At 64.2% G+C, this 12830-nt stretch carries 11 protein-coding genes; 6 read left to right on the top strand and 5 right to left on the bottom strand.

Translation table 11 applies throughout. The annotated features are described in order from the left end of the window. Nucleotides 1-141: 141 nt before the first annotated feature. On the top strand, nt 142-1197 hold the full coding sequence (locus tag ACY9XZ_RS02135) for an ATP-binding protein (protein WP_463455434.1): 1056 nt from the start codon (nt 142-144) through the stop codon (nt 1195-1197). A gap of 19 nt (nt 1198-1216) precedes the next feature. Here ACY9XZ_RS02135 and ACY9XZ_RS02130 read toward each other — a convergent pair whose 3' ends face one another. Then, complete coding sequence (locus ACY9XZ_RS02130) at nt 1217-1927, bottom strand: SDR family oxidoreductase (RefSeq protein WP_463455433.1); 711 nt, start codon at nt 1925-1927, stop codon at nt 1217-1219. A 79-nt stretch (nt 1928-2006) separates the two neighbouring features. Beyond that, entirely contained in the window at nt 2007-2963 is a 957-nt protein-coding gene (locus ACY9XZ_RS02125; protein WP_463455432.1) for an NADPH:quinone reductase, read from the bottom strand. Nucleotides 2964-3309: 346 nt separating this feature from the next. Here ACY9XZ_RS02125 and ACY9XZ_RS02120 point away from each other — a divergent pair, with 346 nt between their 5' ends. After that, nucleotides 3310-5565 carry a methyl-accepting chemotaxis protein gene (locus tag ACY9XZ_RS02120; protein ID WP_463455977.1) on the top strand — a complete coding sequence of 752 codons (2256 nt, stop codon included), beginning with the start codon at nt 3310-3312 and terminating at the stop codon, nt 5563-5565. Between the two features lie 2 nt (nt 5566-5567). Then, complete coding sequence (sop2, locus tag ACY9XZ_RS02115) at nt 5568-6278, top strand: sensory rhodopsin II (RefSeq protein WP_463455431.1); 711 nt, start codon at nt 5568-5570, stop codon at nt 6276-6278. Nucleotides 6279-6509: 231 nt separating this feature from the next. Here the strand turns inward: sop2 and ACY9XZ_RS02110 are convergent, their stop codons facing one another. Next, the gene (locus ACY9XZ_RS02110; RefSeq protein ID WP_463455430.1) at nt 6510-6842 is read right to left on the bottom strand and encodes a hypothetical protein; all 333 of its coding nucleotides are present in this window, start codon (nt 6840-6842) and stop codon (nt 6510-6512) included. A 138-nt stretch (nt 6843-6980) separates the two neighbouring features. Next, a complete protein-coding gene (locus ACY9XZ_RS02105) occupies nt 6981-7940 on the bottom strand; it encodes a transcription initiation factor IIB (protein WP_008310442.1) in 960 nt (319 codons plus the stop codon). Between the two features lie 265 nt (nt 7941-8205). Between ACY9XZ_RS02105 and ACY9XZ_RS02100 the strand changes: the two genes are divergently transcribed. Both ACY9XZ_RS02100 and ACY9XZ_RS02095 read left to right on the top strand, forming a co-directional pair. Beyond that, complete coding sequence (locus tag ACY9XZ_RS02100; protein WP_463455429.1) at nt 8206-8730, top strand: hypothetical protein; 525 nt, start codon at nt 8206-8208, stop codon at nt 8728-8730. Beyond that, a complete protein-coding gene (locus ACY9XZ_RS02095) occupies nt 8727-9452 on the top strand; it encodes an RNA methyltransferase (RefSeq protein ID WP_463455428.1) in 726 nt (241 codons plus the stop codon). Before ACY9XZ_RS02100 ends, ACY9XZ_RS02095 begins: the two co-directional genes overlap by 4 nt. A gap of 3 nt (nt 9453-9455) precedes the next feature. On the opposite strand, the gene ACY9XZ_RS02090 is transcribed toward ACY9XZ_RS02095, so the two are convergent. Then, nucleotides 9456-11930, bottom strand: coding sequence for a bacterio-opsin activator domain-containing protein (locus ACY9XZ_RS02090; protein ID WP_463455427.1), 2475 nt, complete (start codon nt 11928-11930; stop codon nt 9456-9458). 289 nt (nt 11931-12219) lie between these two features. On the opposite strand from ACY9XZ_RS02090, the gene ACY9XZ_RS02085 reads away from it, so the two are divergent. Further along, on the top strand, nt 12220-12708 hold the full coding sequence (locus ACY9XZ_RS02085) for an HTH domain-containing protein (RefSeq protein ID WP_463455426.1): 489 nt from the start codon (nt 12220-12222) through the stop codon (nt 12706-12708). Nucleotides 12709-12830: the final 122 nt, after the last annotated feature.

The following is a 12830-nucleotide window of genomic DNA, read 5'->3' as shown; positions in this document are numbered from 1 at the left end:
CCGAATAAAACTGCCCTGATTCCCGACTGTGGTACCATCCGGTGGTACCAGCGCTGACACCCTCTTCGGACGCCGAACAGTATCAACCGGGAGAATTGCACTGTTACCTTTTTGTCGACCCTTCTCCGACGAAGCGTACACGTGACTACGAAACGCCTTCTCGGATGCGGGACGCTCACGCTGACCGGCGGGGGCCTGGCGGTGGTGTCGGCGCGGCAGTTGCTCGGCGGGACGAGCGGTGCCGTCGAAACGGTTATCGCGGTGTTCGGCCTGCTCATCGGTCTCGGTTTTCTCGCCGGAAGCGGCGTCCTCCTCCGCAGCGACCTCCGGACGAAACACGTGCTCAGAGTAGCCGGCTGGAACCTTCTCGGGGTCGTCGCCACGTCGGCTGTCCTGTTCTTGATACTGCTCTACCAGCGGTCGAGCGGGGGAACGCTCCTCGCGCCGCTTTTCAGCGGGGCAATCGTCGTCGGCGTCAGCGCCACGGCACACGTCCTCATCGGTGTGAACGACGTCCGGCGGATACGGGCGCGGAACCTCGCGCGCCAGCGGGAGAAAACGACCGTGATGAACCGCCTCATCCGCCACGACCTGAAACACAGCGCGCAGGTGTTGCTCGGGCTCGGGGACGTACTCACCGGAACTCCGGACCCGGACGTGGACGACATCGGCGACCGCGTGCGAACGGTCGGGTCCGACCTCGCCGAGATCGACAGCCAGGTCGGGACAGTGACCGACCTCATCGAAGCCGAGGAGATCGAGCGCGAACCGGTGACGGTCGACTCCCTCGTCGAAGCGAGCGCTGCACAGCTTCGCCCGCAGTTCCCCGACGCGACAGTCAGCGTCACCGCTGACGACAGCGCCCGCGCGCTGGCCGGCGACCCGCTCGAAATCGCGGTCAGCGAGCTACTGGAGAACGCCCTGGTCCACGGCGGCGATCCGGCTACCGTCGACATCCGCGTCGCGGCCGAACGACAGGCGGTCACGGTGTCTATCAGCGACGACGGCCCCGGTATCCCGGAAACCGAGCGGGACCTGGTCAGCGGCGAGCAGGCGGTGACCCAGCTGACCCACAGCAACGGGCTCGGGCTGTGGCTGTCAAAGTGGGTCGTCGAGGCCTACGGCGGGACACTCGAGTTCGGCGCGGACGACGGCGACGGCGCGACGGTCACGCTTCGACTCGACAGAGCAGACTAACTCGACCGCGGAGTCCGTCTCAGGCCTCGCCGTACACCGGCACCGCCGCGCCGCTGGTCACGGTGGCGGCGTCCGAACAGAGGAACAGCATCACGTCCGCGATGTCTTTCGGGTCGACCCACGACTCGAAGTCGGAGTCGGACATCATCTCGCGGTTCATCGGGGTGTCGATGACGCTCGGCATGACGGCGTTGGCTCGCACGCTCCCGAGGTTTTCCGCCGCGATGGTCTCGGTCAGCAACCGGACGCCGGCCTTGGATGCCCGGTAGATGCCGTCGCCTTCGCCGCCCTCCAGCGACGACCGTGCGGAGACGGAGACGATTGCGCCCTCGCCCTCCCGCAGATGTGGAACCGCGTGCTTCGACGCCAGAAACATGGTCTTCAGGTTCACGTCGAAGAGGAAATCGAACGTGTCCGCGTCCGTCTCGTGGATCGGTGTGCCGCCGCGCCAGGTCCCGGCGATGTTCAGCAGATAGTCTAACCGTCCGTGTTCGTCGACGACTGCGTCGATTGTTTCGGCAACGTCGGCCTCGTCGCTGAAGTCAGCCTGGTGGAAGTCCACGCGGTCGGGATCGGACAGCAGGAAGTCCTCGGTGTTCGGTTCGATGATGTCACTGCCACAGACGGTCGTCCCCGCTTCGAGGAAGGCGTTTGCGACCGCGCTGCCCAGCGCCCCGCCGACGCCGGTGACCAGTGCTACCTCGCCGTCGAAGTTAAATTCGACTGACATGCCTGTGTCAACGGATAGCAGGAAAATAAAGGCCGGTCCCCGCTAGCGCGGGCCGGGTCGGTCAACCGACGCCGGCCGGCTACGGCGTGACGACGAGTTTGCCGAGGAAGCTGTCGTTCAGGACGTCGTCGTGGGCGGACGGGACCTCGTCGAGGTCGTAGCGGCGGGCGACGACCGGCGTCAGGTCGTCGTCGGCCATGAGCGTCGCCAGTCGGGAGAGCACCGCGCCGAACTCGGGCGTGTTGAACATCGAGACGTGGTGGACGCTGAGGGCCTTCGCTCGACAGCGCGGGACGTTCTCGAATGTCGCCGCGAGGTCGGTATTGCCGATGGCGGCGATCCGAGCGCCCTGGGCGGCCACCTCGGCGTCGAACGCGAGGTAGTCGTCGAGCCGGTGGTCGAGAATCACGTCCGGCGCGCCGGCGTCGATCACCGCATCGGCGAGGTCGTCCCGGCTGTAGTCGAACACGTCGTCCGCGCCGAGGTCGGCCAGCTGGGTGTGGTAGGCCGGTGATGCCGTGGTCGTCACCCGCGCCCCGTTCGCCGCGGCCAGCTGGACCGCGATGTGGCCGACACCGCCGCTCCCGCCGTGGATCAGCGCCCGCTCGGCCGGCTCCAGCGAGCCGGCGTCGACGAGCGTCTGCCAGGCGGTGACGCCGACGAGCGCGACGGCCGCGCCCGCCTCGGCAGACACGCCTTCGGGGAGGTGTGCCAGATGGGATTCCGGAACGGCGACGTACTCCGCACAGGTCCCCTGGAGCCAGTTGCCCAGGCCGGTCGCGAACACCCGGTCGCCCTCTGCGACAGTCGCGACGTTCTCGCCGGTCGCGGCGACAGTCCCGGCACAGTCGGAGCCGGGTATCCAGGGCAGTTCGCCCGGCTCGTAGTCGCCGGTCCGGAAGTACGTATCGACCGGGTTGACCGCCGCTGCCTCGACTTCGAGCAGGACCTCCTCCGGACCTGCTGTCGGCCGTTCGATGTCGTCGACGCGAAGCACGTCCGTCCCGCCGTACTCGTGGAATCTTACAGCACGCATTGGGGTATGGGTCAGGTGGTATCGGGAAAACCTTTCCCCACGGAACCGAGTCTGGTCCGGATTCGCCGACAGGGACACTGCAGTGAGCGAAGCGACATCACCGACAGCGAGCGAGGCGTGGCCGGTGTTCCTCAGTTATTGCGGGAACGATACTCGACCTGATATGAATATGCAACGACAACCGCGCTGGGTTATCTATTTCCACAATCGGCAATATCGTTTATCATACGTGAAAATTGCGCAACAACCCTTTATTAGTATGTTTTCGTAATGTTAAATGATGGAACCAGATAGGGACTCGCCGCTCCCGAGCTTTATTGCCGGCAGTTACGCCGCCAGACTCGGGGTGGCGCTTTCGTTCGCGATAATTGTCATTATCGCCGCTGGTGTCCTGACAAGCGTACAGGCGTCCGCGACTCTGGAGGAAGACGTCGCGGACGACATCACGGCGCTGTCGGAGACACATGCTGCACAGTTAGACGACTGGCTGACGACATCGCGGCGGGATGTCCGGTCAACGTCACGACTCCCCGTGTTCACTGACGGGACGACCACGGAGAAACAGCAACGACTAGAGCAGTTACAGACAAACGAGGAATTGCCGCCGGGTGTCGTCGCCGTTCACTACTTCGACACCGAGACCAACGAGATCCGGGCCAGTTCCAACCGGGACTTCATCGGGGTCAACGCTGCCGACCAGGGGGCACCGTTCGCCACGAACCCACCACAGTTCGACAGCCCCGACAGCACGCACGTGACGGACCCGTTCTCCGTATCGGTCGTCGATCACCCGATAATCGCCGTCGTCTCGCCCGTCCCCGGTGACGAGAACAGAGCGCTCGTGTACATGATCGACCTCCGCGAGAAGGCCGACCAGATCTCGGATCAGCGCGAGGGGTCGTTTACGACGGTCGTCAGCACTGACGGCGAGTTCGTTTCCCACCCCAACACCTCGATGATCGGGTCGACCGCACCGATCTCGCAGATGGAGTCGAACCCATTGGGCACGCTCGAACCCGGACAGAGCGCGTTCCACGAAACGGACGGTATGTTGATGGGACTGAGCCGCCTCGAATCCCACGAATGGGTCGTTATGGTCCACTCCGACCCGGAGGTCGCCTACGCCCTGAGCGATCAGATCAACTCCGATCTCATTGGACTCATCCTGCTGGCCGTCGTTAACCTCGGGCTCATCGGGGTCACGATCGGCGGGAACACGATCGCCTCGCTCCGGCGGCTGTCGGTGAAGGCCGAGGCGATGGCAGCGGGCGATCTCGACGTCGACCTCGATACGTCGCGCGAAGACGAGTTCGGCACGCTGTACACGGCTTTCGACAACATGCGGACGAACCTCCGCACGCAGATATCCGAGGCCGAAACCGCCCGGCAGGAAGCCGAGGAGGCGAAAGAACAGGCTGAGACCGCCCGCGAGGAAGTCGAGTCCGAACGCAACGAGATGGAGGCGCTGACCGGCCACCTCGAACTCAAGGCCCAGCAGTACAGCGACGCGCTCGATGCCGCCGCCAACGGCGACCTCACTGCACGGGTGGACACGGACAGTATGAACGACGCGATGGCCGAGGTCGGCGAGGACATCAACACGACGCTGGACGCGCTCGAAGACACCATCGCCGACATGAAGGCGTTCGCGGCGAACGTCATCCAGTCCAGCGACCGCGTCAACTCCAACGCGGAACGGGTCGACCAGGCCAGCAAGCAGGTGTCGAAGTCCATCAACGAGATCTTCGAGGGGACGACCGAGCAAAACGAGGGGCTCGAATCGGCGGCCGCCGAGATGCAGAACCTCTCGGCGACCGCCCAGCAGGTCGCCTCCTCGGCCCAGCAGGTCGCGACCACCTCCCAGTCGGCCGCGGAAGTCGGCGAGGACGGCCGCGAGGCCGCCCAGGAGGCTATCGCGGAGATGAACGCTATCGAGGACGAGACCGGCGAGACCGTCGAGGAGATCAACGCGCTCGACGACGAACTCGACGAGATCGGCGAGATCGTCGGCGTCATCACGAGCATCGTCGAGCAGACGAACATGCTCGCGCTAAACGCGTCTATCGAAGCGGCACACGCCGACGGTGATGGCGAAGGGTTCGCCGTCGTCGCGGACGAGATCAAGGGTCTCGCGGAGGAGACCAAGGAGGCTGCCGCCGACATCGAACAGCGCATCGAAGGCATCCAGGAGCAGGCCGGCGACACCGTCGAGACGATGGAATCGACCAGCACCCGGATCACCGAAGGCGTCTCGACGGTCGAGGAGACGGTCGACGCGCTGGAGACCATCGTCGAATACACCGAAGAGGTCGACACCGGCATCCAGGAAATCGACCGCGCGACCGAGGAGCAGGCCCGGACCGCACAGGACGTGATGGGCACCATCGACGACCTGACGACGATCAGTCAGCAGACGGCGACGGAGGCCGATACCGTGGCCGGCGCGGCACAGGACCAGTCCGCGTCCATCGACGAGGTGTCGGAGTCGGCGACGGAACTCCGGCAGCGTGCTGACGACCTCGAATCGCTACTGGACCGCTTTACCGTCGAAAGCTCGGCCGGCACTGGTGCCGACAGCACGGCCGCGGTGGGGGACGACTAACAATGGCAACGATAACGACCTGGTTCACGCTGGGACTACTGGGCGAACTGCTCGGGACGGCCGTGCTGGCCTATGGCTACACGCTCGTCCCCGAAGCGACGCGGAAGCGCTACCTGCTGTTGATAGCGATTCCCGGTATCGCCATCGTCGCCTACGCCCTGATGGCGCTTGGCTTCGGGTCGATACAGACCGAAGGCCACGCGGTGTACGTGATTCGCTACATCGACTGGCTGCTGACAACGCCGCTCAACGTCTGGTTCCTGGCGCTGCTCGCCGGTGCGAGCCGGTCGGATACGGTGAAACTTGTCGTCCTGCAGGCGTTGACTATCGTCTTCGGGTTCGCTGGTGCGATCACTCCGTCGCCAGTCAGCTACGCGCTGTTCGCGGTCGGCGCGACGCTGTTCGGCGGCGTCATCTATCTCCTGTACCGGAACATCGCGGTGGCTGCGAAGTCGACCCTGTCCGACATCGAGATCAGCCTGTACCGCACGCTCCGGAACTTCGTCGTCGTCCTCTGGCTGGTGTACCCGGTCGTGTGGCTGCTGGGTGCGGCGGGGCTGGGACTGATGGACGTGGAGACCGCGTCGCTCGTGATCGTCTATCTCGACGTGGTCACGAAGGTCGGCTTCGGCGTTATCGCATTGCTGGCGATGATGGACCTCGGATCAGTCGGCGAGACTGCCGAGGAGTCGACGGCAGTTGCAGGGGACTAGCGAGGGGCGCGAACGAAGCGAGGGGCGCGAACGGAGTGAGCGGCCCTCGGCGATGCGAACGGGGAGGCACGACCCGTGAGTGGTGAGCGGCCCTCGGTGATGCGAGCGCCCCTCGGCAGAGCGAGCGGGGAACGAAGTGACCCGTAAGCAGGGAGCGACCCCTGAAGTTCGAGCCGCCGCCGATTTTATGAGTGTTTCACTGTCCGCTTATACGACAACAGCGGCGGCCTTTCAGGACCGGTCCTCACCGAGGGTCCCGGTGGTCTCTGATTCGTCAGTCGCGTCGGATACCTCCGTTTCGTTGACGGTATCGAGTGCGTCTGGAAGCTGGTTCTTGATCAGCCAGAACGTCAGCCGGTAGACGCCGTACCCGAGTACGACGAACAGCAGCAGGTCGATGAGATACAGTTCGACGAACTCCAGGAGCGAGATCTCGTTGAGCGCGAGGTCGCCGGACAGGATGAGAAACTCGAGCGTCGCGACGAGGAACAGCGCGGGGGCAAAGAGAATCACGAGTCCGATGACGAGAAGTACGATCCGTTTCTGTGACGGGGAAACAGGCATACCTACAGTATCGGTGTCCAGACGGATAGTTCTGCACACCGATCCCGCAACGACACCGGGGCCTGTGCTATCGCTGGCAGTATCACACAACGAACGGCGGACAGCTACACGACCACACGAAAAGGGAAGCGCGACCGGTCAGTGGATGCCCATCGCTTCGATCTGCTCTTGATACCGGTTCCGGATGGTGACCTCTGTCACCTGGGCCACGTCGGCGACTTCACGCTGGGTCTTCTTCTCGTTGCACAGCAGCGAGGCGGCGTAGATGGCCGCGGCGGCGTAGCCGGTCGGTGATTTCCCCGAGAGCAGCCCCTGCTCGGCGGTGGTGTCGATGATCTCGTTGGCCTTGGACTGGACCTCCTCGGAGAGTTCCAGTTCGGAGGCGAACCGCGGCACGTACTGCTTGGGATCGACCGGCTCCATCTTCAGTTCGAGTTCCTGGGCAACGTAGCGATACGTCCGCCCGATCTCCTTCTGCTCGACGCGTGACACGTCTGAGACTTCCTCCAGGCTTCGGGGGATGCCTTCCTGTCGACAGGCCGCGTACAGGCAGGCCGTGGCGACGCCCTCGATGGAGCGACCGCGGATGAGGTCCTCGTTGAGCGCCCGTCGGTAGATGACCGAGGCGACCTCACGAACTGAGCGGGGCACGCCCAGTGCGCTGGCCATGCGGTCGATCTCCGACAGCGCGAACTGCAGGTTCCGTTCGCCGGCGTCCTTGGTTCGGATGCGTTCCTGCCACTTCCGGAGGCGGTGCATCTGGCTTCGTTTCTCCGAGGAGAGCGACCGACCGTAGGCGTCCTTGTCCTTCCAGTCGATCTGTGTGGTCAGCCCCTTGTCGTGCATCGTCTGGGTCGTGGGGGCTCCGACGCGTGACTTGGACTGGCGTTCGGAGTGATTGAACGCCCGCCACTCCGGCCCGCGGTCGATGTTCTCGTCCTCGATGACGAGGCCACAGTCCTCGCAGACGAGTTCACCGCCGCCGTCGCTGGATATGGACTCCGACTCACACTCGGGGCAGGTCTGCTGGCCCGTGCTCTCGGACTCCTCCTCGCGTTCCTCCTGGTCAGAATCCCGCTGGCGCGTCGGCCGTTCCATGTGTTCTTTTACGGAGAAAAGCCAATCACGTATAAATGTTTGGGCAGGATCGACAGTTTTGCCTGATTTGGACGCCAGCCGCGAATGCTAGGTGGAATAATCATGTTAAATTTAGCTAGAACCACCTGTGTTTCGAACGACCGGTGGGTGTAACCGGTTGTCGTCCCCGGTTCACATCCCGAGGCGGCGACGGAGCGCGGACGGCCCGGCACCGCTCGACCGGCATATCGCGCTCTTTTAGTCCGGGACTCCCCCACCTTGGCGTATGAGCAAGGTCAATATCGGGCTACGGGGCTGGCGCTTCGACGAGGACGTGCTCGGGCCGGACGGGCGGGTCCGCCCGCTCAAGACGATGGAGCCGGAGACCCGCCAGCGGCTACTGGTGCTTGCAGAACGGGTCGTCGACCCCTGTGACGCCTGTTGGTTAATTCACGGCGACGAGGACATCGAACAGTGCAACGTCGCCGACGCCATCTACGGGGAGCCGATGGGCGAAGTGGTTCTCTGTTCGGACCACGAGACGGACTTCATCTACTGGTTCCGCGAGGCGGGCGGCGACGCCTACGCCGGCGATACCGAGCTGGCTTCGGCCTTCCACGAATGGTTCCTCGACGGGAACCGGGCCCCCGAGGACTATGTCGGCCTCGAACACGTCGAGGAGGACCCGACGGCGCTCCCGGAGGCCCCGGACAGGGACGAAGCGATTCCGGGACTTGAGGAAGAAGTCGAGCAGATGGACGAGGAAGACCTTGACGCCATCGATATGGACCTCAGCGACCTGGACGTATGATCTCGGTCGCCGTCGTCGACGCGGAGACGCCGGGCAACGTCGGCACCATCGCCCGGTCGATGAAGAACTTCGGCTTGTCCGAGCTGCTGCTCGTCGATCCGCCGGAGCTGGACCTCGACGGCGAGGCGTACGGCTTCGCCGGACAGGCCCGGGACGACATCCTGCCCAACGCCCGGACGGTGACGTTCGACGAGATCGTCGAGAACTACCACACCGTCGCCTGTACGGCGACGACGAACGAGGACCCGGCCAACCACGTCCGGTATCCGGCGACGACGCCGGCCGACCTGGCCGACTCGCTCCGGGACGTCGACGGCGACATCTGCGTCGTCTTCGGCCGCGAGCGGGTCGGGCTCTCGAACGACGAGCTCGCCCGGCTGGACGTGATCTGCTCTATCCCGGCCAGCGCGTCCTACCCGGTGTTGAACCTCGGCCAGGCAGCTACCATCGTCCTCTACGAACTCCGTGACCTGACTGTCTCGGAGACCCAGCACCCCGAGGAGCTGCACACGCTCGCCGCGAAACCGGCAGTGGAAGGACTGCACGGGGAGTTCGACCGGTTCTTGCGGGCTATCGGGCATCCCGAGGAGAAACAGCACAAGGCTCGGCGGCTGTTCCGCCGGGTGCTCGGCCGTGCGGGACCGACCGGCCGGGAGACGAAGACCCTTCGCGGCCTGTTCCGGCAGGCCCGCCAGCGCATCGAGCGCGCCGAGGACGAGTAGCAGTCAGCCGATCTCATCGAATCCGGTTTCTGCGTCGAACAGCGCCCCGATGACGGCGTCGTGGGCCTTCCGCAACCGGTAGTGAAGCGTCGGCGCGGAGATATCGAGCGTCTCAGCCAGTTCTTCGGCCGAGCTCTTTCGGGGCCAGTCGTAGTACCCGCGTGCGTAGGCGGTCTTGAGCGCGGCGGCCTGTTTCGGCGTCAGCCGGTCGCGTATCCGCGTCCGGAAGTCCGTGGCCGTCGAAACCGGCCGGTCGACGTACTGCTTGCTCCGCAGCTCCGTCCCGGGCGCTGTCTCCCGGATCGCCTCGACGACGGCGCGGACGTTAATATCCGGTGCCATCTCCGCTGCGAACCGGAGGTCGCCGTCCGCCGCGACGGCCCGCCGCACGGCCCCGCCGTAGTCTGTAATTGTCTCAAGCGGGGAGGCGGATATCTCGTCGAGCGCGACTTCGAGCAGGGGTGACCGATTCTCCGCCGCCGCCTCGACGACGGCACAGGACTCGACCGACGGCGTCTCTGTGAGGGCCCGACACACCCGGTCGGTGTCCGCATCGCTGACGCGAACGTAGTGGAGGCAGTTCCCGGAACTGGTCGGGACGCGACGTTCGAGCGTGAACGAACAGCCGAGCGTCGCGGAGAGCCTGGCAAAGATGTCACCGGCGGCCGGTGTCAGGAACTCCAGTTCGACGGTTGTCGCCGCCAGCAGCGACTGCTGACTGTGGACGCGCTGAATAGACAGCGCGATAAGTCGCCCCAGATCGGCCAGGATACTCGACTCACGACAGCCAATCGTGGCCTCGGTCGGCGCGTACACCATCACCACGCCGTACGTAGTCTCACCGGTTGTCAGGGGAACTGCCGCGACGGCAGAGCGATCCGCGATCAGTGGGCGGTCCGTTCCGGTGTCCGATTGTGTCGACACGACGGCGATATCTTCCACGACCTGTACCTCGCCGGTGTCGATAGCGTCTATTGCCAGTCGGTGCTCGGCGGGCGAAACCCGTTCCGGCGTCGGCGTCTGGATCCCGGCGGCTGCACTCAGTGTTACTGTCGTGGTATTCCTGCGGGTCCCGGTCCACACGGCCCGGTACAGGTCCGATTCGGTGAGATGTGTACACACCGCGGATTCGATTTCCTCCCGGGTCTGTGTGTCCTGGAGCGCCTTGGCGATCTCTCGACCCAGCACGTTGAGCCGCTGTGCCTGTTCGAGTTCGTCGCGTTGCCGTTCGAGTTCGGCCTGGCGGTCCTTGTGCGCGGTGATGTCCCGAGCGACGAAGATGACGGCGTCGTGATCGTACACGCGGCTTTCGAGCGGCGCGACCCGCGCCTCGAACCACCGCTCCCCACCGGGAACCTGCAGTGTGTACTCCACGGATTGAAACGACCCGGTCCGCAGGGCCGCACGAACGGTCGAAAGCAGTGTATCGGCGGTGTCGTCGGCAAGGAACTCGTGTAGCGTCTGGCCGACAAGCGTGTCCGTCTCGTCTACTTTCACCATCGTCTCGGGATCCGTCAGACAGTCGAGAAACCGCCCTTCCGCATCGATGATGAAACTGGGGTCCGGGAGGGCAGTGCTCAGTGCGTTGCGCTGTTCCGTGCGACGTTGTCGTTCGAGTTCGTACCCCACCCAGTCCGACAGCAACCGGACGAACGTCAGGTCCCACTGCGTGAACGCCGTCTCGCGTGGCTCTAGCCCGTAGAAACAGAACGTCCCGTACACGGCCTCCTCGACGACGACGGGCGCGCCGATGTAGCTCGCAATCCCCCACTCCGGGTCAGCGAGGTCCGGCGCTTCCGCTGCAACGTCGCTGAGGGCGAGCGGTTCGCGGTGTTCGACGACGTGTCCGCAGTTCGGGAGTTCCTCGATGCTGGCCGTTCTGCCGGCTTCAAGATCGGCAGTCGCCGGCGCAGCGACCGCCTCGAACACGTACTCGTCGCCGTGGACCCGGGAGAGCGTCCCAAACGACGTACTGAGCGTCTGACGGCCGAGATCTAACAGTGCGTCGAGTTGCTCAGTGAACGTCCGGTCGGTGTCGGTACAGATGTCGTATGCCGCTTCGAGCGCCGACTCTCGCTGCTTCCGGGCCGTGATATCGATGTGTGCGATTGACGCGTACGTCGCTCCATCGATGGTGAACGGGGCGACGTACAGGCGGAACCATCGGTCCGCCGACGGGGAGTGACACGGGTATTCGAGTTCGAAGGTGGCTCGCTCGCCGGCGAGGACGGCCCTGATTCCGTCTGCCGCCTGGTGACCGGTCGCGTCGTCTGCCACGTCAGCGACGTCGAGGTAGTTCACCCCCAGCGTATTCGGTGTCAGTTCCATTCCGTTTGCCCGGCCGAACTCGTCCCACGTCTCGTTCGTCGAGAGAATCACCCCCGACTCGTCTACGATAGCAAACATGAGAGGCAGCGTATCGATGGCCGGTCCGTAGAGGGCTGCGACATCGTGGCCATCCATGACACTTGGAACCATACGGGCAGTGTGGCGGCGAGCCACTTAACGCCCGGCGTTTGGTTAGTATAGTAATATATTGTCAGAGCTCGCGGGGGAGACGAATATAACGATGAAACCGGGTTCCAAAGGCCTTACTCGGGCTACGGCTTGGCAAACCAACGACCAGATATTCAAATACTAACCAATTACTGCTTGGCCCGGATATATCACCCTTGGCTCCGATTCGCCCCGATTTATTCTAGGGGCCTAGAGAGAGTGCTTAGGACGGTTACCACTGTAGCGACGCACAGGATACTCACACTCCACCATGGATTCTACTGCCACTCCGGTTCGCGTCGAACTGTTCGTCCGGTCCCTGTGTCCGGAAGACGCAACGCAGCAACAGAACTACGTGATCGACCAGTTACAGGCGCTCGAGAAAGCGGGCCGTATCGAGGAGCTGTCGATACTGATCTGGGGCCGCCGGATCGAACCACGGATCGCACAGCGGACTACGGAGGGTCGACACCTGCTGGAGCGACTGTCCATGTTCGAGCAGTGGGAGCGCGAGTCCGATGCTTCACTGGATGCGTTCGACTGGCAGCACTCGGTGACGAACATGATCTCCGACGAGTCGGTCAACGTCATCACGCTGCCGACGATTGCCCTCGCCGAATACGTCGACGGCGACCTCCGGCATGTCGCCCCTTGTAGGCGTGACGGGACAGTCTGTCGCGTCACTGACCGTATCAGCCACCTTGCGGATACCGCACACCTGACAGACGAAGTAGAGCATGAGCACACTGTGGTCCAGTAGCAGCGGAAGGTACCGAGACACTCCCGCCACGAACGCCACGCGGCACGTGAACGAACGGGCCACGTGGTGCCGGCGGTCGAGTTCGAACCGCCCGAAACCCCGCGCTTTCGCCGCGTCCACTC

Source organism: Haloarcula sp. HT12, from assembly GCF_055271655.1.
Note: the sequence above shows the minus strand (reverse complement) of the source record. Positions and strands in the feature narration are given on the sequence as shown.